The following is a 20,925-nucleotide window of genomic DNA, read 5'->3' as shown; positions in this document are numbered from 1 at the left end:
CCGCAAACCGACGAGGAGCAAGCCATGATTACCATGAAGGCCGTCCGTATCCACGATTTTGGTGGACCGGAGGCTCTTTCGCTGGACGCGGTTCCGTTGCCTCAGCCGCATGACGACGAGGTCACGCTCAAGGTCTACGCGGCAAGCGTCAATCCCGTCGACTACAAGGTTCGCGAGGGCTCTTCGGGCGCGGATCTGCCCGTCACGCTCGGCCGTGACGTATCCGGCGTGGTGGAATTGTGCGGCACGCGGGCCCATACGCTGAAGAAGGGCGATCCGCTATATGCCATGCTCGGCAACGACCGCGGCGGCAACGCCGAATATGTCGTCGTCAAGGCAACGGAGGCGGCGGCGAAGCCGCAACGCTTAAACCACGCCGAAGCCGCCGCCGTGCCGCTTGCGGGCCTTACCGCGTGGCAAGGCCTTTTCGATCACGGCGGCCTCAAATCCGGGCAGCGGGTCCTCATCCATGGTGGCGCCGGCGGCGTCGGTCATCTGGCGGTGCAGTTTGCAAAGGTTGCGGGCGCCTTCGTCGCGACGACCGTTTCCGCGCAGGATTTCAATTTCGTCCGCGCGCTTGGCGCCGACCAGGCGGTCGACTACAAGAACCAGCGCTTCGAGGAGGTTGTCGAGGACGTCAACCTCGTCTTCGACCTTGTAGCGGGTGAAACACAGGACCGCTCGTGGGACGTGCTCAAACCCGGCGGGACGCTCGTCTCGACGCTTTCCGAACCGTCGGCGGAAAAGGCCCGCCAGCATCGGGCTCGCGGCGTCTCCTATCTGACCAAGCCGAACGCAGCACAGCTTGCCGAAATCAGCCGCCTCATCGACGCCGGGAAGGTCAGGCCGTTCGTGCAGGCAATCTATCCTCTCGAGGACGTCGCCAAAGCCGAGGAACGGCTCGAGAAGCAGCATACGCGCGGCAAGATCGTGCTTCAGGTGGCCGCCTAGCGGACGCAGGCCGTTTCTCCTGTTCAGAAGCCCGGCGGCCGAGAGTTTGACACAGGACGGCGCGCCGGGCCTGGCCGGCTTAGACAGGCGCCGGCCGAAGCAGCATGCGTCGGGTTTGCCGGAATACGCAAATCAAACAAATCAGGGAGATGCAACGGAATGTGAGGCACCTCGCGCCGGCACCGGCGCACGGGCCGCTGTCAGTGAAATGCGAAGCGAAGGGCGCAGCGTTTACCGACAGGCGGGTTAGGTTCCTACGGCCCGCAAGCCGCAAAAAACCGCTTCAATCTGTCGGACAGCGGCGATAGGCTCGAACCATGTCTCAATCTGCCAATCCGATCTCCATTGCCCGTCGCGACCAGATGTTTCCCGCGCTGGCTGAACCTGACCTGGACCGCATGGGCCGTTTCGGCGAAGCCGTGTCCTATGCTGCAGGCGAACAGATCGTCAAAGCCGGTGAGCTGGCGCCCGGTCTGATCGTGGTCCTGTCCGGCAAAGTGGATATAATCCAGGGCGGCAGCTTCGGCCGGCGCGAAACGATCGTCACGCACGGTGCGGGCAATTTCGTTGGCGAGCTGGCGCAGCTTTCAGCCCGGCCCTCACTGGTGGATGTGGAGGCGGTCGAGCCGGTCGAGGCGCTCGTCATCGCCTCGCAAAGGCTGCGGGACCTGATGGTACAGGAAGCAAACCTCGGCGAGCGCATCATGCGGGCGCTGATCCTGCGCCGTGTCGGCCTGCTCGAGAGCGGCACAGCCGGACCGATCATTGTCGGACCGGTCGACAGCGGTGACGTATTGCGGCTGCAAGGTTTCCTAGCCCGCAGCGGTCAGCCGCATCGGGTTCTCGATTCCGCTACCGATCCCTGCGCCAAGACGCTGATCGAACGCTTCCATGTCGATATCCACCATTTGCCGATCGTGCTCTGCCCGAACGGCAAGCTGCTGCTCAATCCCGGAGAGAACGAGCTCGCCCGCTGCATCGGCCTGGTGAGGCCGATCGACGCCGACAAGCTGTACGACGTGGCCATTGTCGGCGCCGGACCAGCCGGCCTCGCGGCGGCCGTCTATGCGGCTTCCGAAGGGCTGTCGACGATCGTGCTCGATTGCCGTGCCTTTGGTGGACAGGCGGGCGCCTCCTCGCGCATCGAGAACTATCTCGGCTTCCCGACCGGCATTTCGGGAATGGCGCTGATGGCGCGCGCTTACAATCAGGCGCAGAAATTCGGCGTCGAAATGGTGATACCGGACGAGGCGAAGCGGCTGGGCAGTGCAAGCGACGCGTCCGGTGCCCACTACACGCTCGCCGTCGGCGGCGGGGAGACCGTGCGGGCACGGTCGGTGGTGATCGCCAGCGGAGCGCGCTATCGCCGCCTTGATATGGCAAACCTGGCGCAATTCGAGGGAACCTCCGTGCACTATTGGGCTTCGCCGATCGAAGCCCGGCTTTGCGCCGGGCAAGAGGTGGCCCTGGTCGGCGCCGGCAATTCGGCTGGCCAGGCTGCTGTTTATCTGGCGGCGCATGTGAAGAAGGTATGGCTGCTGGCGCGCGGCAGCAGCCTGGATGCGAGCATGTCGCGCTATCTGGTGGAGCGCGTCAGGGCACAGCCGAACATCGAGGTGCTGGCTGAGACCCAGATCACGGCGCTGGAAGGCGACGACGGCAATCTTGGCAAAGTGCGCTGGCGCAACCGCGACACCGAGACAGCACGTCCGATCCGCCACCTCTTCCTGTTCATCGGCGCCGATCCGAACACCGACTGGCTGGCGCAATGCGGCGTGGCGTTGGACGCGAAGGGCTTCGTTCGCACCGGGCCTGACATTGGCCAGGAACGTGGTGCGCTGGAGACGAACCGCGGCGGGGTGTTCGCCATCGGCGACGTGCGCTCCGGCTCGATCAAGCGCGTCGCCGCTGCCGTCGGCGAAGGCGCCCAGGTGGTTGCAGCGCTGCATGCATATCTCGCGCGAAACGGCAGTCTCGCCGTGGCGCCACAACTGGTCAGGAGCGTATGATGGCAGACGAATGCAGGCACGCCGGGGACATTCGCGACGTGACACCGAGCGCGCTCGGCTGCGAGGAATGCCTGAAGAGCGGTTCGCAGTGGGTGCATCTGCGGCTCTGCCGCACATGCGGCCATGTCGGCTGCTGCGACGACTCGCCCAACCGACATGCCACCAAGCATTTTCGGGCAACCGGCCATCCTGTCATCGAAGGCTACGATCCGCCGGAAGGTTGGGGATGGTGCTACATCGACGAAATCTTCCTCGACCTCGGCGACCGCACCACGCCGCAAAACGGTCCGATACCGCGCTTCATTTGAGCTTTTTGCGAGCGGGCCGCTACAGCAATTCCAGGAAAAGTGTGAACGGTTTTCGTCCGGAATTGCGTCAAAACAAAAGATGGAGCTGTTCCGCGTTTCCGTGAAACGATGAACCGTTCTAAAGCATGTCGCGCAAAAGTGTGCAGCGATTTTGCGATAACGACATGTATAAAACAAGAATCTAAAGCGCGTCGCATGAGGCCGATCGAATGCGACGCGCTTTAGTCCAAGGCTGCTTCGGCTTGAGCGGGCGTATCGCGTCCCTCTGGTGGTGCCGATGACCGCTCGCGCATATGCCTGACGGTCTGGAGGACACGATCGGCAAGAGATGCAAGCGCGCCCTGTGCCGTGCGCGTCCCGATGACGGATTCCAGCGTAACCGCCTGCGTTGAGAATTTGTGTTTGAACGACTCTGCGCCACAGAGGAAATCGACCGTGCTCAAGCCGTGATCGATCGACCACTGCACGTAATCCATCAACAGGATCACACCCGGCGACGCCCGGCCGAAATCCGGATCGAACGTCGTCACGAAGGCCATCATCACGTCGTGCTGGACGAAGTTGATCGACACCGCGACCATCACGCCATTGCATTCGAGGACGAAGATATGCAGCACGCCGGCGCGCGCCAACGCATCGACGAGCGCGGCGAGTACCGGCACGCCCTCTTCGAAGAGGTCTGATTCACGCATGCGCTCGGTCAGCCATTTCCGCTTCAAGGCCGCGAGGCGCTCCAGTACCGGTTGCAGCGGCTCGTCGGGCGCAAGCAGGCGAAATCTCACCTCTCCGGTTTCTTCCAGCGCCTTGATGCCGCGCCGATAGTTCTGGCGCGTCTTTTTCGACTGGTCCGCCAACCATGCCGCTCCGCTTTTCCATTGTCCGGCAACGCGATAGCTGACTTCCGTTCGGTGAAAGTGACGAAGCCTGATGCCGCCGGAAGCTCCCGGCGTGAAAATTTTGCGGGCCGCCGCATCCGGCGAGAGACGACTGATCAAGGCAAGATCGAAGCCGCCTGCATCGCAGAGTTGGCTCCATAGCTCCTGCAACGCCGACAACGAGCATTCCGGAGCAACGAGAATATCCCCATAGTCGGTATAGCTGCCGGCCGCCCATTCGAGAAACCGCAGCCCCCTGCGCCTGCCGATCGCCAGCGGAACGACAGCAACGAGTCTCTCGCCCTTCCAGACCAGGCCGATCCGCAACGCGCGCTGGTCACGGCGTTGTACGGTACTCCACCATGCCGAAATCCAGGCATGGCTTTGAAAGATCAGCCCGTCGGTACGATGCCAAAGCTCCATCCAAGCGGCTTCGACCGCAGCCAGGCGATCCGCCGAACGGACGATTTCCAGGCGCTCCGCGCCTAGGACGTCGATGGAAACAGCGGTGTTCATGAAGGAGAACTGTCCTGTGGCTGCGCGACCACATTGGGCCGTCTGTGAAACAGTCGCATGACATGCCTTGCCATCTTCTTGAGCGGCAGGATGTAGAGCCCAAAGAGCGACTGGTAATCGCGCACATCGCGATCGACCAAGCCAAATTTCAGGTCTTCATCCGGCTCCGGGACAAATTGCGTTCCGAACAGACGATCCCAGAACGAAAAAAGCAGGCCGAAATTCTTATCGTAGTGACGCGGGTCGATGCTGTGATGCACCTGGTGCCAGTGCGGACACAGGATGATGTTGTTCAACGAGCCGAACGATATCTTGAGATGCGTATGGCGAACAAAGTCCATCATCAGGATGTTGCGGATGACGTAGACGTTGATGCCGAAGATAGCGATCTCTACCGGATCGAGTGCAATGAGGCTCCAGATGCCGAAGCAGATGCCCGGGATGACGCCATCCCACATACGGTTCATCAGATCGTCCAGCGGATGAACCCGGTCCTTGGTGATCCCCACCATCACCTCGGCCGAATGATGCACCTTGTGCAATTCCCACAGGAACGGAAAGCGGTGCTGGGCGACGTGGTAGAGGTAGTAGGAAATATCATAGGCGACCAGCATGGTTGCGGTGAAGATGACGATCGTCATCGGTCCCGCCGGGCCGCCGAGAAGCGGCGCGTGGATGTTAAGGAGCCAGCCGATTGCCTCGCGTGTGCCGTAGCCCACCGCGACGACGAAGGTGACGCCGGCAGGAATGAGCAGGAAAGGCATCATCGCCCGTTTCGTGATCCAGAACAGGGCGTCGGCTCGCGCCGACGGGTGCAGGATGACTTCCGCCGGGAAGGCGAAGTCGAAAAAGTCCCTGAGGGACTTATGTTCGGCAGTTCGCCAGTAGGCGATCACCGCGCTGCCCAGTGCGGTGAGGAGAAGCAGGCCGAGCGTGGTCAGATTGACGTTCGAAAGCTTTTCCACAATCGCTCTGGCAAATTCGGAAAACATCGTTGCAGCGGCTCCTGGGGCGAATTGCAAAGCACGAAATCCCCGCCACACCTGCTACGCCGCCTGCAACCAGTGGCTGTTGCGGGCGCAGCGGGCAAAGCAGGCTGGATGATGCGAGACTAGCAGATCAACGGTAACGAAACCGCTAAATGTCCAAACGTAATTAATGTCGAATACGGCTGGAACTCGCCCGGCAACTCTACGTTGGCGCCGGTTTTTGCCGTTGCGGCGGGTGAATTGGGGCAAGATGGATATGGATTCCAGCTTCGCCCACTTCACCGTGCCAGGCGAGGCGTTCGGCTTGCTGCCTGGTGCCAAAACGCAGTGAAACCCAACCGCCTTGCCCCGGCATGTCACCGCCGGCGCGGATATCGAGCGCGGCATCAGGAAAGCGGATGGCCAATAGCGCCTCGTCGCCGCGCAACACCGTGACCGTGTTTTCATGCCGGTCGGTATGGAGGCCGGCGGCCAGTTGGAAGACGATCTCGGACTGATGCTTGCCGCTGAGCAGTTGGTCGGTGATGAGGATGCCATCGGCCTGGCGCGCCAAAGTGCGCTGATGCATGACGCCGAAGCGGCTTCTATACCCGTCGTGCCGGCCACACAGCCTCCAGTGCGTTCCAGGCTCGCTGTCCACCAGCGTCGCAACTGCCTTGTGCGACCAGTTGAAATTCCCAGCGATGGTGCTTTGGTTTTTACCCTCGATGTTCAGCGTGTTGTGCGCCGGCGTGGAGCGGAACCAGTCGCGCCATGCGCCTCCCGAACCGTAGAGCCAGGTGCCCGGATCGACCAGCACCGGCTCACCGTCGATGCACAGGGTGAGCGACAGCGCGTCGGCATGGCCGTGCGCCGCTATCGAGAGATAGCCGAGCGGCCCATGGTCGAACGTCAGTTCGACATCGCGGCCATTCATTGCTCCGCGCCAGACGGAGAGCCCACCTCGCGCGAATGTCTGCAAGCCATGCACCGCCGGTGCCGGGCCCGACGGCGCACCAAAGAAAAGCGAACGAAAGTCGTCGGGCCCCGGCGCGTTGCCCGGCGTCCCCAGTAAGCTTTGGATGGCGGCCGCGACGGATCGGATATAGTTCGGCTCGTCCCCCAGCTTCAGCACGCGGCCCTCATCGTCGTCGCCGAAGCGGGCGGCTTTCAGTGGCAGCCAGCCGACGAAATTGGCGAAGGCACCCAGACGCGCTTCGACAGCGTGGGGAAACGGCGTTCCCGCCTGGCGTGCCGCGGCGGCGCACAGCAAGATGAGTTCGGCGCTGAAGGCTGCGTAGGTCGGCGTTTGCTCGGCACCGGCGCCGTCGGCGAGTATCTGCTTGTGCGTCTCATTCAGGAGGGCGCCGTGGGCGATTTCGGATTCGGCCCCGAGCGCCAGGCCGACCAGATATTCGCCAGCCAATTCTGCGACGAGATGGTTGTTGGCGGAGGAATATCGCGATGGAAACCGCGGCAGCCAATAGGCGCTTGCCGCGAGTATCTCACCGGCTTTCCGCAGGGTCGTCGGGTCAAGCCGGTCGCCAACGAGGTCCAGGGTGACGATCAGGCTGATGGCTCGCAGCGCTACCTCGATGCCGGACGCCCAGCCAATGCCTCGGAACGGCGGATTGGCGGAATGCCAACTGCCGATTGCCACCTCAATGGCCCTCCGGGACCGATTGTCCTCGCTGAGGAGCAGGTGTGCAGCCAGTGGCGGCAATTGCTGCAGCCGGTTGATTTCCCAGACATATTTTATATCGCCAAGGTCGCCGCCATGGCGAAAATCGATGTCGAAAGTATGAGCCTCGGAGCCAGGCCAAAGCCTGCCGGTCACCGGATCAAGACGCCAAAGCTCAGCAGGAAACAAAACATCGGGCTCGCGCTTTGGCCATGTCCGCCCGAGTGCCGAAAACCGGCCCTGAAGCGTCTCTTGCGCGGCCGCCGCTATGGCTTGCCGTTGAGCGTCGGTCGCTGCCAGCACAGCGTGGCGAAATCCCGGCAGCACCGGGTGCAACTGCGGCGATGGATAGCGCTCCCACCCATCATCGCGGCGGCGCGACGCGATCCTTCGACGTTGCTCGCTCAGCCGGTGCAACACCTCGGCCGGTCCCATGCTGCGCAATCGGTTGATGTACCAGCCGATTCTCATGCACGCCCCGTCAACGTTTCGGTCCTTGTATACCATGCCGTCGAAAAGCTGCGCGCCGGCAATCTTTTTTCCCGTTCGTTGCGGTTAATATCTCCGGCGACCATGCGGAGAGAGCGATGAGAAAAGCGGTGTGTGTTGTTGCCTGGGTGCTCGCCTTGGTTATGGCGGCCGAGGCAGCGCCCATCCCTCTCAAGCGCGGCGTTGGCGTGCATGAGTGGCTCAACTGGTCGCCGGTGGAGAAAGACGGAACCTACGTTTGGCCGCCCTATCGCAGCGAAAAGGAGTGGCTTGCGGGAAGCAGGCCGTTCACCGATTGGCCGGCCGGGGAGGTGTTTGCCCACATCCGATCGATGGGCTTCGACTTCGTCCGGCTGAGCGTCGATCCCGGCCCTCTGCTTGCCAGCGAGGGCGCCAGGCGGCAGCAGGCGCTGGACATACTTGCCGCCGCCGTCGAGCGGATCACGTCGACCGGCCTCATGGTGGTTTTCGACCTGCATGGCGTCACTCAGGTTCCGGACTACAGCATGGAGATGATCTACGGCGGCGCCGACAGCGAGGGCGTCGCCGGCTACCGCCAGATGGTTGTGGCGGTCGCCGCCATGCTGGTCAAGATAGGCACCGACAAAGTCGCCCTCGAACCTTACAACGAGCCAGCATATTACCCTTGCGATCCAAGCGGCAGCGATGACTGGCAGCGGATCATGGCGGGGACCGTCCACGACATTCGAGCGGTCAGCAGCGAACTCACCATCGTTGCGACCGGCGCCTGCGGCGGCAGCATTGCCGGACTGGTCAACCTCAGCCCCGGCTTTGATGACCCAAACCTCTATTACAGCTTCCATATGTATGAGCCGCACAGCTTCACCCACCAGCGGCCCGACGACACAAACAGCTTTGTTTCGGGACTTCCCTGGCCTGCCGACAGCAGTACACCCGAAGTGGTGACCGAAACCCTTAGGGCGCGGATGGAAGCTGCCGGCTTGAGCAGGGTCGAGCAGATGATGAACATGGCCACCGCGCGCGAAGCAGTAGCGAAATATTTCGAGCAGAACTGGGGGCAGAGCCAACTCGAGACGAGCTTTCGTCAGGCCGTCGACTGGGCTGAAGGCCATGGCATTCCAAGCCGGCGGCTCTTCATGGGCGAATTCGGCGCTATCCTCATGTCAGCGGACGGCCGCATGGGCGCCTTCGAGGCCGACCGTTCGCGCTATCTCAAGGCGGTGCGCCGAGAGGCCGAACGCTTCGCGATCCCATGGTCTGTCTGGGAGTTCTCCAATCGCTATGGGATGAGCCTCATCCGGCCCGATGGCCCCCCGGTGCCCGACCCGGAGATGCTGCAGGCACTGGGCCTGCCCTAATTGCCGTCAGTTCTCGTCGCGGATGAGCAGCCGTCAACTTCGATCCTCTCAACGCCAGGTTGGATCGAGAACGGCCTGTGGCAGTTTTCCCTCGCGGCTCGATCTGTTAGCCACGAAGTGTTTAATACATTTGTTGTACTGGAGTGAGGAATACGCGCGCCTAGGGGGAACAATGTGTGGAATTGCCGGGTGGATCGGCCGAAGGGCCGAGAATCCACAAGAGCGGGCCGCCAGAATGTCAAATGCATTGCGGCATCGCGGTCCCGATGCCGAAGGCATCGAGTTCTTGGACTTGAATACTGGCGAGGAACAATTGGCATTGGTCCATCGCCGCCTGGCGATTATTGACTTAGCGCCAGAGTCAAATCAGCCGATGCATATCGAGGACGGCCATCTCAGAATAACTTTCAACGGCGAAATATACAACTATATCGAGCTGCGCCAGGAACTGATCGGCCTCGGTCATCATTTTCGAACGCGCTCCGATACCGAGGTGCTGCTCAGAGCTTATGATCAGTGGCACTTGTCCATGTTCGAACGGTTGAGCGGCATGTTCGCTTTTGCGCTCTGGGATGCTCAGAGGCACGAATTGATCCTCGCCCGTGATCCGTTCGGCAAAAAGCCCCTTTACCTCATGCAGAGCGAAAAACTGCTGTCCTTTGCCTCAGAGATCAACGCGTTGTTGTCATCGCAGCCAAATGCGCAGCAACTCGATTTGGACGCTGTGCACGAGTACCTGCGCTGGCGTTACGTGCCTGGACCGCGCACGCTTTTTAAACAAATCCGCAAGCTCAACCCCGGAAGCTATGCCGTTTGGTCGCAAGGGACTGTGACGGAAACGCGCTATTATACGCCTCCAGATCAAACGGACCTGACCGAGGACATCGACCAGGAAACCGCCAAGCGACGATTTCTGGAACTGCTCGACCATTCCGTCGAGATCAGAATGCGCAGCGATGCACCTTTCGGCGCCTTTCTCTCCGGAGGCCTCGACTCGTCAGCAATCGTCGCCCTGATGACCAAGCACAGCGACAAGCCCATCCGCACATTTTCGGTCGGTTTCAGCGAACCGGCCTATAGTGAACTTCCATTCGCCCGACGCGTCGCCGATCATTTCAAGACCGATCATTGCGAACTGGTCATAGAAGCGGACGACCTGATTGACCACCTGCCGAAGTTGATTCGCCATCTGGGGGCGCCCGTTTCACAAAGTTCGGACATTCCGATTTACCTGATGTCGGAGCGAGCCTCACAGGACGTCAAGATGGTGCTCACAGGTGAAGGGGCAGACGAGGTTCTCGGCGGGTATCCCAAACATCGCGCAGAGTCACTGGCTGGAATCTACCGGTCGCTCGTTCCAGCCTTGCTCCACAACAACCTCCTCGCCCCTTTGATACGTGCCATGCCTGGCGCATCGGCCAAGTTCGATACATTTGCCCGAAGCGCGGGTGAAAGGGACTTTGCCACCCGGATGATCTCCTGGTTTGGAGCCATGACAGAGCAGGAACACAGTCGCCTCATCGGTGCGCCGGCCAATTGCCGCAATGGACGCAACAACTTACCGTTTTCCTCAAGCGCGACAGCATCCCATCTTCGCCGCGCGCTATTTTTCGATCAGACATCGTGGTTGCCCGACAATCTCCTGGAACGAGGCGACCGGATGATGATGGCCGGTTCAATCGAAGGAAGAATGCCGTTCCTCGATCGCGATCTGGTTGCGTTCGTCAGCAAATTGCCCGATCGCTACAAGGTGGGTTGGCGGAAGGGTAAGCTGATCTTGCGCAGCAGCATGGCCAACATACTTCCGGAGGAAATTCTCAACCGCCGCAAGATCGGATTCAAGGTGCCCGTCGCCGAATGGTTTCGGGGGTCGATGAGGAACTACGTGCACGACCACCTTTGCTCGCCTAACTCCGTCATTCGCAGCTATTTGAGCCCGAAACAGCTTGATCAAATCGTCTCGGAACACACCACAGGTGCCGCAGACCACGAAAAGCTGATATGGGCGCTGTTGAATTTGGAGATATTCCACCGCGAATTCGGGCTTGAGGCGCCGCCGCGATCATCAGCCTCAGCGCTTGACCGGTTGACGGCTTGACGCCGCCGACCGCCAGACATCGCAGATTGCGCCGACAAACGGGGCGAGTTCAAGCCGTTCCCGATGCACGGCCATGGCACCGGCACCAAGCCTCGCCCTCAGTGCTGGGCTCTCCACGAGGCGGCCCAGCGCATCGGTCAACGCAGTAACATCGCCTGGCGGCACCAGCAGCCCGGATTGCCCGTCGGTAATTATGTCTTCGACCGCGCCAACCGGGGTTGCCACCACCGCCAAACCGGCTGCCATGCCTTCGATCACCGACATAGGCAGGTTTTCGGCGAAGGAGGGAAGAACCAGAATATCCGCGAAAGAGATCAGCGACGCGACATCGTCGGGTCCCACCCAACCCGGAAAGGCGATCCGGTCTGCGATCCCTAGCCCGGCCGATTTTGCCCGTGCCGCATCGATTTCGCCATCGCCGGCAATCGTGGCGCGCCAGTTCTTGACGGGGTTCATGCGGTGCAGCGCGTCCAACAATTGCGGTACGCCCTTGCGGTCGCCGATACGACCCAGGAACAGGATATGCACGTGGCCGCCGCCACCGACGTGCGCCAGCGACGGGACTTCGGTCGCATTGGGCACGATCACGATATTGCCGGCAGCGCCTGGCGCCCGGCTGGCGACGAAATCGCGCCAAAGCCTGCCCAAAACGATCACCCGATCGGCATGCTCGAACAGAGCTTTGATACGGCGGCTTATGAACCCGTGATCGTCTTTCCAGAATGTCTGATACTGCGCCCCGTGCAAATGCAGGACATAGGGTATCGACAGCAGCCGTGCGCAGGCGGCGATCACCATCTTGCGATAGGTGCTGCCGGAGACTGAGATGTTGATATGAACGACATCGGCGCGTCCAGCCAGACGCGCTTTAAGCATCCGCAAGCAAAAGCCGAGCATATAGAAGATCGAAAGTCCGACATGCCCCGAGCCACGACTGGCAAGGAAGCGCACATCGATGTCGGTGACTTCTTGCCGTTCGAACTCCTGCTTCAGCGCCCCCATGATGCGGTCGATGCCGCCCTGGCCCGAAACGCCCGACGGCGTCGCGACCAAGACATGTATTTTTCGATCGGATATGAGGCGCTGCAACATGATGGTACTCTAAATAACACAGACCGGGTAACTGCAAAGCAAACGTTCCCGATAAGGTTTACGGCAAATCTTTTAGTTCAAACTGAATCTGTTCACCCTTCGCCGTCATCGCGCTGGATTTTCCGCCAATCGGCGGCTAGTCGAAGGTGAATTTTCCAGGGACACGCCTTTGCTGCTCCGTTCCACGCTCATTTATGCTCCGGCGATCCTGCTGACGCGAATCTCGGCGTTGCTCCTGCTGGTCGTCGTGACGCGTTTGATCGACCAGACCGAGTATGGCCTGCTCACTCTGGTGGTGACCGTCGGCGAAATGACCGACATTGCCGTCACCAACTGGCTGCGCATCGCGTTGCTCAGGCTTGGCGGCAAGGGCGAAGTCAGCCGCGGCAGCCTGATGCTGGCCGGGCAGGTGTTGCTTGCCACCACGGCACTGGCGCTGGTCATATCGGTAGGCGCGTCGGCGGTGGTCGTGCCGGAACGCTGGGTCGAGTTCGCGATCGCGGTCTGCGGCTATCTCGTCGCCGGATCCATCAGCCGCTTCGCGTTGACGGTGCTGCAGATGCAGCAGCGCCACTCGGTCTATTCGATGCTCGAAGCCCTGCGTGCCCTGCTGCAACTCGCGCTGCCGATCGGCGCCATCCTTATCTTCCAGGATAGCTTTCTGACGGTATCGCTCGGCTCGAGCCTCGGCGCCTTGATTGCCGGCATCGTGGCGGGCATCATGGCATCCCGACGCGTCGTTACCGGTCCGCCGCGCTTCACCCACAGAGACTTCTTTGCGCTCGGTGTGCCGCTGATCATCATGGCGCTGGTTGGCTTCGGGCTCAACAGCGCGGAGCGTCTGTTCCTCAAGTTCTATTACGATGCCAGCGCTGTGGCGATCTTCGCCGCAGCCTATGCGCTGGCCCGCCAACCGATCGACATGGTCGCTAACGCCATCAACATGGGCGCCTTTCCCGAGGTGGTCAGCCGGTTCGACGAGGACGGGCCCGCCGCATCGGGTCGGTTGCTATCGCAGTTGATGGCCTTGATGATGCGGCTTTGCCTGCCGATTGCAGCTATGCTGGTCGCGCTCAGCAGCGATATCACTGAGCTCATGCTGCCCTCGCAATATCACGGCCGCTTCGGCCTGCTGTTTCCGATCATCGCCTTCAGCGTGCTGTGTGCCAACCTCACCAGCTTCGTCTATGGCGTCGTGGTGCACGCGCACAAACGGCCGTGGCTGCTGATCATCGCCAATCTCTTCGGCTCGGCGGCAACAATCGCATTGTCTCTGCTATTGATCCCTTCGATGGCGGAGATCGGCGCCGCTTTGGCGCTGGCGGGCGGCTCGGTGGTGGGCTCCATAACCTGCATCATCATCAGCGAACGGCTCACGCCGGTGCCGGTGCCGTGGCGCGACATTGGCGTTTCGGCAATCATCTCGCTCAGCACAGGGGTGGCCGCCAAGCTTGCCAGCATGGTGGCCGGCGATGTGCCGGCAATCTTCTCGCTTATCGCCGGCGGCACCGCCGGAGCTGCGGTTTTCTTCGGGCTGACCTCGCTATTCCACCCTGTGGCAGCGACGCAATTCCTCGCCCAGCTGCGGGCGCGGCTACGGATCGCGTAGGCGCATAAGCGATCTGTAAGCGGCTCTTTCCTAAATCTGCAAACAACATCCCGCGGCTTGCGGAAATGGAAATTTTTGGTCTTCCAAGGCTTGCCCGGCCGTTCATCGCGGAGTGGACGAAACGTGCGCAGTTCCATCGTTTCGGCAGAGAACGAGCCTGGAATTCTGGTTCAGGACTGCCAGATATTGCCGGATTACTTTCCGGCGCTGATTGGCGCCATTTACGACTGCGCGCTCGATCCCTCACGCTGGGAGCAGACGTTGGCGGAAATCACAGCGGCACTGTCAAGCGAATCCGCAATCCTCTCCCTTAACGATCTCCGCCATAACCGGCTCTTGATCGACAAGAGCGTAGGCTGGGATAGGTTTGGGCTCGAGGAAAGACAAAAGCATATTCCCGAAATCCATGCGCGGCTAGAGGAATGGTTCGCTAAGGGATGCTCGGTGAACGAGCCTTACGTGGCCTCGCGGCAGCTCTCGCCCGACTACCTGCGGAGGTCGCCATACGTCCAACGCTGCCTGAAGCCGCTCGGCATTGTCGACGTCATGCATCAATTCCTGATGCGTACCCCATCGCATTTCTCGGAACTCGTTATTGGACGCCACAAACAGCACGGCGCGATCACTGATCGGGAAATTGAGATTGGGGCACTTCTCCTCCCGCACCTGCGTCGTGCGATCACCATCAGCAATGTGCTGGACGCCCGCACTGTCGAAAGCGCGCGCATGGCCGAAGTGCTCGATACGCTCCGCTGTGGTGTAGTGCTGACCGACGACAAAGCCACCATTCTGCACGCGAATCGCGCGGCGGAGCACATGTTTGGCACCGGAGCGGCGGTGCAAGGCACACGAGGTGTCCTCAGCGCGAAATCGTCGGCGGCAGCGCATGAGCTGCGCAAGGCGATCCGCGTTGCAGCCAACAACGAAGTCATGCTCGGCAAGGCCGGCCTTGCCGTCCGCTTAACCGAACCCGAAGCGCGGCCAATCTTCGCCCATGTTCTGCCGATGAATGGCAGCCAGCAGCGTGCAAGGCTGCAGCCTCAGGCGGCGGCGGCTATATTCATTGGGGCGCCGATCCGGGCAGCCTTTGACGTGCCGCCTGGCGAAACAAAAGAGAACATGCGCCGCCAGTTTGGATTGACCAAAGCCGAGGCCGATGTGGCCGCGGAAGTTCTTAAGGGAGGCGGGCGTGATGCAGTGGCTGCCCAGCTTGGTGTCTCAGTGACGACTGTTCGGACGCATCTCACCCACATTTTTGAGAAAACCGGCGTGCGCCGCCAGGCGGAGCTGGTCAGCATCCTGCTGAGCGGCGAAGGGCACGGCTGAGGAAGACCCCGGCCGTTATCCCCGAAGTAAGTCTGACTGATGTTTCACTCAGTCGCACTGGCACTTCCATGACGAGATCTGATCGTTCCACAGGTCGCCGACATAACGGTAGCTGCCGCGAAACACTTTGCTGTCTCCTTGATAGTCCCGATGCTGATAGGCGCGAATGCCGCAACCGTTCCTCATTCTGAAAGACGAGATCTTATCGTTCCAGCCGCCACCTACATACCTCCAACCCCTCCCGGCGTTTTGAGTAATGGTTGCGCCACCGAAATCCCGGTGTTCATAACCAATGCAGTCGTGCCTTCTTGGCCCGCCTGGCTCTGGCGCCCCCGCAGCTTGCGCATCAAGAACGTTTGAGGTGGTGAGTCCGAGGCCTGTGAGAACAAGGACAACATGCAGTTTTGAAACCATGACCGATATCCTTTCTGTTTTCGCCATTGGTTGGCGAACATCCGTCTCATGGATCGGTTCTTTGCGCATCGGACGTTCGTTCTACGCTTGTCGGTCATGAGATGAATGATGCAACCGCAGCCGACAGGCCAGGAACGCTCCTGAGAACGCCCAACTCGGCGTGCTCGGTTACCTTGGAAATGCATATCGCGTTCGAGACGGGCGTCGTCCCATCGTGAAGCATCAGTTGACCAGCGGCAAGCACTGGATCAGCGCCCCAGGCTCGTGAGCGCGAAACTCAATCTCAGGCAAAAGTTTGGTCGAGGCAGCCGGATCTCATAAACCGGCGTTTCGGCGCCAGCGACGCTCCCAGAACTCCCGGCACAGCAGCCCGGCATAGGCAGTGTTGGTGTCGTAGTAGCGGCGCCACAAGCGTCGCGGCTCCTGGACCACGCGGAACAGCCACTCCAGGCCGGCTGCTTGTATCAGCCTCGGCGCACGGGCAACCTTGCCGCCATAGACATCGAAACTGCCGCCCACGCCCATCACGAAGCTTGCGGCGAGTTCGTCGCGGTAGCGCTTGAGAAATCGCTCCTTACGCGGTGTCGGCATGGCCACCAGCAGGCAGTCGGCGCCCGACGCGTTGATCGCCGCGACGATCCCGGCCTCATCCTCCGGCTTGAAATAGCCGTTGCGCATCCCCGCTATGACCAGGCTCGGATGGTCCTTGGCAAGTCTCGCTACAACTGCGTCGAGAACGTGCTGTTCGGCCCCCAGCAGATAGGGCCTGAACCCACGCTTCGCGCAGAGGCTCAGCAGATTGATCATGATGTCGACGCCCGCCACCCGCTCGGGCAGCGCGACGCCACACAGACGTGCGCCCCAAAGCACGCCGATCCCGTCGACATTGACCACGTCCGCCCCTGCAACATCCTCGCGCAGTTCGGCATTCTGGCGCATGGTCACCAGCTTGGCGACATTCACGACCACATGATGCAGCGGCCGCCGCACGGTCATCGCCTCGTCGGCGATGGCCAGCGTCTCGGCCATGGTCAGCGCATGGATCGGTGCGCCAAGGAACTCCCGGCGCCGTGATGCCAACAGGGAATGCTGCGCCCAAGCCGGGTCGTGCGCGTTCATGCAGCCTGCTCCCTTGCGAGCGTCACTTGTGCGACTTCTGGTTTCTTGCCTTCGATACGGGCGTCGGGCTTGCGTGCCTTGCGCCAGGTCCATAGGCCCCTTGTATCGACGAGCTTCTTGTCCTTGAGCGCTTCGGGGTCTACCAGATTGAACTGCCGATGGTCGACCAGGAGGACGACGATATCGGACTTGTCGATGGCCGAAAGTGCGTCGGTGAACACGATGCCCCTGCCCTCGAGTTCATGCGGCAGCGCATTTGTGTTGGGTTCAGCCGCAATGATCTTCACATTGGGGTTATCGGACAGAAGCTTCACCACCTCGACGGCCGGGCTCTCGCGCAAATCGTCGATATTGGCTTTGAAGCTGAGGCCAAGACAGGCGATCGTTTGCTTGCGGGAGGGGTCGAGCAAGGCCTCGATATCCCTGACCACCGACATGGGCCGCTCGGAATTGATCCGGCGTGCGGAAGCCATCAGCCGCGTGCTGTTGGGTGCGGCGTCGATGATAAAATATGGATCGACCGCAATGCAGTGACCGCCAACGCCCGGGCTCGGCTGGAGGATGTTCACGCGAGGGTGCCGATTGGCGAGATCGATCACTTCCCAGACATTGAGCGACAGGTCCTGACACACTGCGGCAAGCTCATTGGCGAAGGCGATGTTGACGTCGCGGAACGCGTTCTCGGTAAGTTTCACCAGCTCAGCGCTTTCGGCCGTCGTCATGAACAGGTCGCCGGTGACGAAGGTTGAATAGAGTGCCGCGGTCCGTTCCGACGATTTGCGGGACAATCCGCCGATCGAGCGATCGTTATTGATCAGCTCGGTCAGCACCTTTCCCGGCAGCACGCGCTCGGGCGAATAGGCGACCAGCACATCGGCGTCTTCGCCATGCAGGACAGGAAATTTGAGGTCAGGCCGCAACTCGGCAAGCAGCCCGTTCATGATGCGTGTCGTGCCGACCGGCGATGTCGATTCCAACACAACAAGGTCTCCCCGCTTCAGCACCGGGGCGATGCTTCGTGCCGCCGCCAGCACGTAGGTCACGTCCGGCCTATGGTCGTGGGTCATCGGGGTCGGCACGGCGATGATATACGCATCCGCCGGCTGCGGCGTGCTGTAGGCCTTGAGCTTGCCGTTCGCCACGACCTTCTGGATCAGGCCGTCAAGGTCCGGCTCGACGATGTGGATTTCGCCGCGATTGACTTTCTCGACGACCGCTCCGTTCACATCGACGCCAATGACGTCGAGCCCTCGGCTGGCGAAAATGGCGCAGGTCGGCAGGCCGATATAGCCCATGCCGATTACGGAAACGGTTTTGATTTCAGCCATGATGCAGCAGTTCCTCAACAATCCGGTTACTGGCCCGGCCATCGCCATATGGGTTGTGTCGTTCCGCCATGCCGCGATAGGCAGCCTGATCGTCGAGCAGGCGATTGGCGTTGAACAGGATTTTCTCGACATCGGTGCCGACGAGGCGGGCGGTGCCGGCCACGATCCCCTCGGGTCGCTCGGTATTCTCGCGCATCACCAGCACCGGCTTGCCGAGCGAAGGCGCTTCTTCCTGCACGCCGCCGCTATCGGTAAGCACCAGATAGCTCTGCTTCTGCAGATACAGGAACGGCAGATAGTCCTGCGGCTCGACCAGATGGATGTTCGGCACGCCTTCCAGCTCTGCGTTGACCACCGAGCGCACATTGGGGTTTGGATGGACAGGGTAGACGATCTGCACGTCTCCGCGCGCCGCCAATCCTTTCAACGCCGTACAGATGCGCTGGATGCCGCCGTCGAAATTCTCGCGGCGATGGCCGGTGACGAGGATCATTTTCTTCGTAGGGTCGAGGAAGGGGAAACGGGCGGCGAGCTTCGCGTTCATCAACCTGTCGGCATCGATCGCGCTTGAAAAATGCAACAGCGTGTCGATCACGGTGTTACCGGTCACGAAGATAGTGCTTTCGGCTTTTCCTTCGGCGATGAGGTTGTCGCGCGCCTGAACGGTCGGCGCAAAATGCCAGGTGGCGATGTCGCCGGCAATCTTGCGATTCAGTTCTTCAGGAAACGGCGAGTTGATGTTGTGGCTGCGCAATCCTGCTTCGACATGAGCGACCGGGATGCGCTTGTAGAAGGCAGCCAGAGCCGCGGCCATCGCCGTGGTGGTGTCGCCCTGTACCATGACGATATCGGGCTTCGCCTTGTCCAGCACCTCGGCCATGCCCAAGAGCACGCGCGAGGTCACGTCGAACAGCGACTGGCCGGGTTGCATGATGTTGAGATCGTGATGCACCGGCAGGCCGGTCAGTTCGACAACCTGGTCGACCATCTCGCGATGCTGGGCGGTGATGCATATTTCGGTGATGAAGCCTGGATGAGCAAGGGCGGCGCGCGCCACCGGAAAGCATTTGAGCGCCTCCGGCCTCGTGCCGAACACGATCAGTAGTTTCCGCCTGGACGGCAGTTTTGGACGTGAAAGGACGTTCATTGCTGATCCTGGCCGCCTGCAGCACTCGAAACATGCCGACTATTGTCCGCAACAGCCATAATAGCGCCGGAAAACGCCTTCGTGATCTCAATTCTTAATATATGATTAACAACCAAGGCCGCGTTCTCCCGGGTTAACTCTTGTGAAAGGTCGGGCTGACAAATAGTCTATGGTAGTAGTCTTGAAAAAGAATATATTGGATTGACTAATATTTTAATCATCGGCCACGCCGACGCATCCCGGCGCTGGGAAAATGAGCTTCTGGTGCGGTTGAGCGCGGCTGGACACGTTGTCTCGAGTTGCCGCGCGCCGACGCCTGAAGCCAACGCGCGCGGGATGGATAATGTGCTGGCGCTCGAGGGCCGGCGCTTCGGCCCCTCACTGGCAAGCCGTTCCGAGCCGTTGCCGTCCGGCGATACCGGCCCCGCCGACCTTATAGTCGATCTCACCGCTACCGCCGCACGACGGGGCACGCCTGTCCTGACGCTCGAATTTTGTGGCCGCAGCAGCTTTGCCGCGGGCATGACCGAGATACTGGCGAGCGGGCGGCTACCCGAACTCACCGCCCGCCTCGACGGCGTTGCCATCGCCAGGGCGCGGCCGATGATCAGCGATCGGCTCTGGCTGTCCCGCAGCAGCAACGAGCTGCTCGCCGGCGCGATCTCCCTGATTGCCCAATGTGTCGCCCGCTTTTCCACGGGCAAACTTGCGCCGATTGCCGAGAGCCCGGCGCCACCCCTGCAGAAAGGCGGATTTATCCGGCACTATCTGCCCTTTTTCGGCAGGGGATTGGTCGACCGTGCCGTGCAAAAACTGCGACGTGGCCGGCGCCCCTTCTATTGGCAGGTTGCTTACCGGCTGATCGACGGTCCAGGCGTCGCCGAAACCGGACAGCTGGATGGCAAGCCGTTCACCGTGCTTGCCGATGACGGGCAGCGATTCTACGCCGATCCGTTCGTTCTCGAACGCGACGGCCGCCACTATCTTTTTGTCGAGGAGTTCCCCTACGCCACCGGCCGCGGCGTGATTTCCGTCGCTGAACTTGGCGACGACGGCGTTTTCGGCGTGCCGAGGTTGGTGCTGGAGGAAGCGCATCACCTGTCATATCCGCAGGTGTTCGCCCACTCCGGCGAAATTTTCATGATTCCTGAAAGCGCTACGGCACGCGAACTGGTGCTCTACCGTGCCGTGCAGTTTCCGGATCGCTGGGTACGCGATACGGTGCTGATCGCGGACAGGGATTTCAACGACGCCACGCTGCTAGAATCCGACGGCCGCTTCTGGTTGCTGGGGACGGAGCGGTTCGGTCACGGCAGCGCGTCGGACACGATGACCGTCTATTCCGCCACGGCGCTGCGTGGGCCTTGGGTAGCGCATGCGCTCAATCCCGTCGCCGTCGATCACTCGGCCACTCGGCCGGGCGGCGCTTTCATCCGTCAGGGCGACGCCTTGCTGCTGCCGGTGCAAAACGGCTCGAGAGCCTATGGCGGTGGCCTGGGGTTGATGCGGCTGGATCGGCTTAATGATTTCGACGTCCGTTTTGAACTGCCCCGCCCAATCGATCCGGGGCCGGCATGGGCGCGGGCGGGTATCCACACGCTCAATCGCGCCGGCGATGTCGAGGTCGTGGATAGCGCCGGCTGACCGGATCCGAG

General features: G+C 61.2%; 16 protein-coding genes. 8 read left to right on the top strand and 8 right to left on the bottom strand.

Translation table 11 applies throughout. The features are described from left to right. Window positions 1-24: 24 nt before the first annotated feature. The 3 genes from NKI22_RS24560 (at window position 25) to NKI22_RS24550 (ending at window position 3,268) form a co-directional block, all read left to right on the top strand. Window positions 25-951, top strand: a complete 927-nt coding sequence (locus NKI22_RS24560; protein ID WP_245278648.1) for an NADP-dependent oxidoreductase — start codon at window positions 25-27, stop codon at window positions 949-951. Window positions 952-1,268: 317 nt separating this feature from the next. After that, window positions 1,269-2,960 carry an FAD-dependent oxidoreductase gene (locus tag NKI22_RS24555; RefSeq protein WP_352852339.1) on the top strand — a complete coding sequence of 564 codons (1,692 nt, stop codon included), beginning with the start codon at window positions 1,269-1,271 and terminating at the stop codon, window positions 2,958-2,960. Beyond that, window positions 2,957-3,268 (top strand): UBP-type zinc finger domain-containing protein, encoded by a 312-nt coding sequence (locus tag NKI22_RS24550; RefSeq protein WP_036238601.1) that lies wholly within the window; start codon window positions 2,957-2,959, stop codon window positions 3,266-3,268. The genes NKI22_RS24555 and NKI22_RS24550 overlap by 4 nt, the downstream gene beginning before the upstream one ends. Window positions 3,269-3,489: 221 nt before the next feature. Here the strand turns inward: NKI22_RS24550 and NKI22_RS24545 are convergent, their stop codons facing one another. The 3 genes from NKI22_RS24545 to NKI22_RS24535 all read right to left on the bottom strand — a co-directional run bounded on the left by NKI22_RS24545 (window position 3,490) and on the right by NKI22_RS24535 (window position 7,779). Beyond that, complete coding sequence (locus NKI22_RS24545) at window positions 3,490-4,659, bottom strand: GNAT family N-acetyltransferase (protein WP_352815161.1); 1,170 nt, start codon at window positions 4,657-4,659, stop codon at window positions 3,490-3,492. Further along, on the bottom strand, window positions 4,656-5,651 hold the full coding sequence (locus tag NKI22_RS24540; RefSeq protein WP_023720687.1) for a sterol desaturase family protein: 996 nt from the start codon (window positions 5,649-5,651) through the stop codon (window positions 4,656-4,658). The genes NKI22_RS24545 and NKI22_RS24540 overlap by 4 nt, the downstream gene beginning before the upstream one ends. A gap of 199 nt (window positions 5,652-5,850) precedes the next feature. Continuing rightward, a complete protein-coding gene (locus tag NKI22_RS24535; protein WP_031194489.1) occupies window positions 5,851-7,779 on the bottom strand; it encodes a heparinase II/III family protein in 1,929 nt (642 codons plus the stop codon). A 116-nt stretch (window positions 7,780-7,895) separates the two neighbouring features. On the opposite strand from NKI22_RS24535, the gene NKI22_RS24530 reads away from it, so the two are divergent. Both NKI22_RS24530 and asnB read left to right on the top strand, forming a co-directional pair. Beyond that, a complete protein-coding gene (locus NKI22_RS24530; protein ID WP_352639419.1) occupies window positions 7,896-9,137 on the top strand; it encodes a glycoside hydrolase family 5 protein in 1,242 nt (413 codons plus the stop codon). Window positions 9,138-9,309: 172 nt separating this feature from the next. Beyond that, entirely contained in the window at window positions 9,310-11,235 is a 1,926-nt protein-coding gene (gene asnB / locus NKI22_RS24525) for an asparagine synthase (glutamine-hydrolyzing) (RefSeq protein WP_352716136.1), read from the top strand. Here the strand turns inward: asnB and NKI22_RS24520 are convergent. After that, on the bottom strand, window positions 11,209-12,327 hold the full coding sequence (locus NKI22_RS24520; protein WP_023720691.1) for a glycosyltransferase family 4 protein: 1,119 nt from the start codon (window positions 12,325-12,327) through the stop codon (window positions 11,209-11,211). The two genes, asnB and NKI22_RS24520, sit on opposite strands and share 27 nt — an antisense overlap. A gap of 169 nt (window positions 12,328-12,496) precedes the next feature. Between NKI22_RS24520 and NKI22_RS24515 the strand changes: the two genes are divergently transcribed. Together NKI22_RS24515 and NKI22_RS24510 are read left to right on the top strand one after the other, a co-directional pair. After that, window positions 12,497-13,936: a lipopolysaccharide biosynthesis protein gene (locus NKI22_RS24515; protein ID WP_023720692.1), complete on the top strand. Its 1,440-nt coding sequence runs from the start codon at window positions 12,497-12,499 to the stop codon at window positions 13,934-13,936. Between the two features lie 123 nt (window positions 13,937-14,059). Then, window positions 14,060-15,262 carry a helix-turn-helix transcriptional regulator gene (locus tag NKI22_RS24510; RefSeq protein WP_031194491.1) on the top strand — a complete coding sequence of 401 codons (1,203 nt, stop codon included), beginning with the start codon at window positions 14,060-14,062 and terminating at the stop codon, window positions 15,260-15,262. Between the two features lie 48 nt (window positions 15,263-15,310). Here the strand turns inward: NKI22_RS24510 and NKI22_RS24505 are convergent, their stop codons facing one another. The 4 genes from NKI22_RS24505 to wecB all read right to left on the bottom strand — a co-directional run bounded on the left by NKI22_RS24505 (window position 15,311) and on the right by wecB (window position 19,270). After that, the gene (locus NKI22_RS24505; RefSeq protein WP_156948150.1) at window positions 15,311-15,745 is read right to left on the bottom strand and encodes a peptidase inhibitor family I36 protein; all 435 of its coding nucleotides are present in this window, start codon (window positions 15,743-15,745) and stop codon (window positions 15,311-15,313) included. Window positions 15,746-15,991: 246 nt separating this feature from the next. Beyond that, the gene (locus tag NKI22_RS24500; protein ID WP_023720694.1) at window positions 15,992-16,795 is read right to left on the bottom strand and encodes a WecB/TagA/CpsF family glycosyltransferase; all 804 of its coding nucleotides are present in this window, start codon (window positions 16,793-16,795) and stop codon (window positions 15,992-15,994) included. Continuing rightward, entirely contained in the window at window positions 16,792-18,123 is a 1,332-nt protein-coding gene (gene wecC / locus NKI22_RS24495) for a UDP-N-acetyl-D-mannosamine dehydrogenase (RefSeq protein WP_023720695.1), read from the bottom strand. The genes NKI22_RS24500 and wecC overlap by 4 nt, the downstream gene beginning before the upstream one ends. Next, entirely contained in the window at window positions 18,116-19,270 is a 1,155-nt protein-coding gene (wecB, locus tag NKI22_RS24490; RefSeq protein ID WP_352484050.1) for a non-hydrolyzing UDP-N-acetylglucosamine 2-epimerase, read from the bottom strand. The genes wecC and wecB overlap by 8 nt, the downstream gene beginning before the upstream one ends. A gap of 336 nt (window positions 19,271-19,606) precedes the next feature. On the opposite strand from wecB, the gene NKI22_RS24485 reads away from it, so the two are divergent. Further along, window positions 19,607-20,914, top strand: a complete 1,308-nt coding sequence (locus NKI22_RS24485; protein WP_352494486.1) for a glucosamine inositolphosphorylceramide transferase family protein — start codon at window positions 19,607-19,609, stop codon at window positions 20,912-20,914. The last annotated feature ends 11 nt before the right edge of the window (window positions 20,915-20,925 follow it).

The sequence above is a fragment of the Mesorhizobium sp. M0778 genome (assembly GCF_040320105.1).
Lineage (GTDB): Bacteria > Pseudomonadota > Alphaproteobacteria > Rhizobiales > Rhizobiaceae > Mesorhizobium.
This window is presented reverse-complemented; position numbering and strand designations above follow the sequence as displayed.

What these genes read in the sequence shown, in the direction of transcription:
- NKI22_RS24560 (WP_245278648.1), top strand. Translation starts at nt 25, where the DNA reads ATGATTACCATGAAGGCCGTCCGTATCCACGATTTTGGTGGACCGGAG.
- NKI22_RS24555 (WP_352852339.1), top strand. Translation starts at nt 1,269, where the DNA reads ATGTCTCAATCTGCCAATCCGATCTCCATTGCCCGTCGCGACCAGATG.
- NKI22_RS24550 (WP_036238601.1), top strand. Translation starts at nt 2,957, where the DNA reads ATGATGGCAGACGAATGCAGGCACGCCGGGGACATTCGCGACGTGACA.
- NKI22_RS24545 (WP_352815161.1), bottom strand. Translation starts at nt 4,659, where the DNA reads ATGAACACCGCTGTTTCCATCGACGTCCTAGGCGCGGAGCGCCTGGAA.
- NKI22_RS24540 (WP_023720687.1), bottom strand. Translation starts at nt 5,651, where the DNA reads ATGTTTTCCGAATTTGCCAGAGCGATTGTGGAAAAGCTTTCGAACGTC.
- NKI22_RS24535 (WP_031194489.1), bottom strand. Translation starts at nt 7,779, where the DNA reads ATGAGAATCGGCTGGTACATCAACCGATTGCGCAGCATGGGACCGGCC.
- NKI22_RS24530 (WP_352639419.1), top strand. Translation starts at nt 7,896, where the DNA reads ATGAGAAAAGCGGTGTGTGTTGTTGCCTGGGTGCTCGCCTTGGTTATG.
- asnB (WP_352716136.1), top strand. Translation starts at nt 9,310, where the DNA reads ATGTGTGGAATTGCCGGGTGGATCGGCCGAAGGGCCGAGAATCCACAA.
- NKI22_RS24520 (WP_023720691.1), bottom strand. Translation starts at nt 12,327, where the DNA reads ATGTTGCAGCGCCTCATATCCGATCGAAAAATACATGTCTTGGTCGCG.
- NKI22_RS24505 (WP_156948150.1), bottom strand. Translation starts at nt 15,745, where the DNA reads ATGCGCAAAGAACCGATCCATGAGACGGATGTTCGCCAACCAATGGCG.
- NKI22_RS24500 (WP_023720694.1), bottom strand. Translation starts at nt 16,795, where the DNA reads ATGAACGCGCACGACCCGGCTTGGGCGCAGCATTCCCTGTTGGCATCA.
- wecC (WP_023720695.1), bottom strand. Translation starts at nt 18,123, where the DNA reads ATGGCTGAAATCAAAACCGTTTCCGTAATCGGCATGGGCTATATCGGC.
- wecB (WP_352484050.1), bottom strand. Translation starts at nt 19,270, where the DNA reads ATGAACGTCCTTTCACGTCCAAAACTGCCGTCCAGGCGGAAACTACTG.
- NKI22_RS24485 (WP_352494486.1), top strand. Translation starts at nt 19,607, where the DNA reads ATGGATAATGTGCTGGCGCTCGAGGGCCGGCGCTTCGGCCCCTCACTG.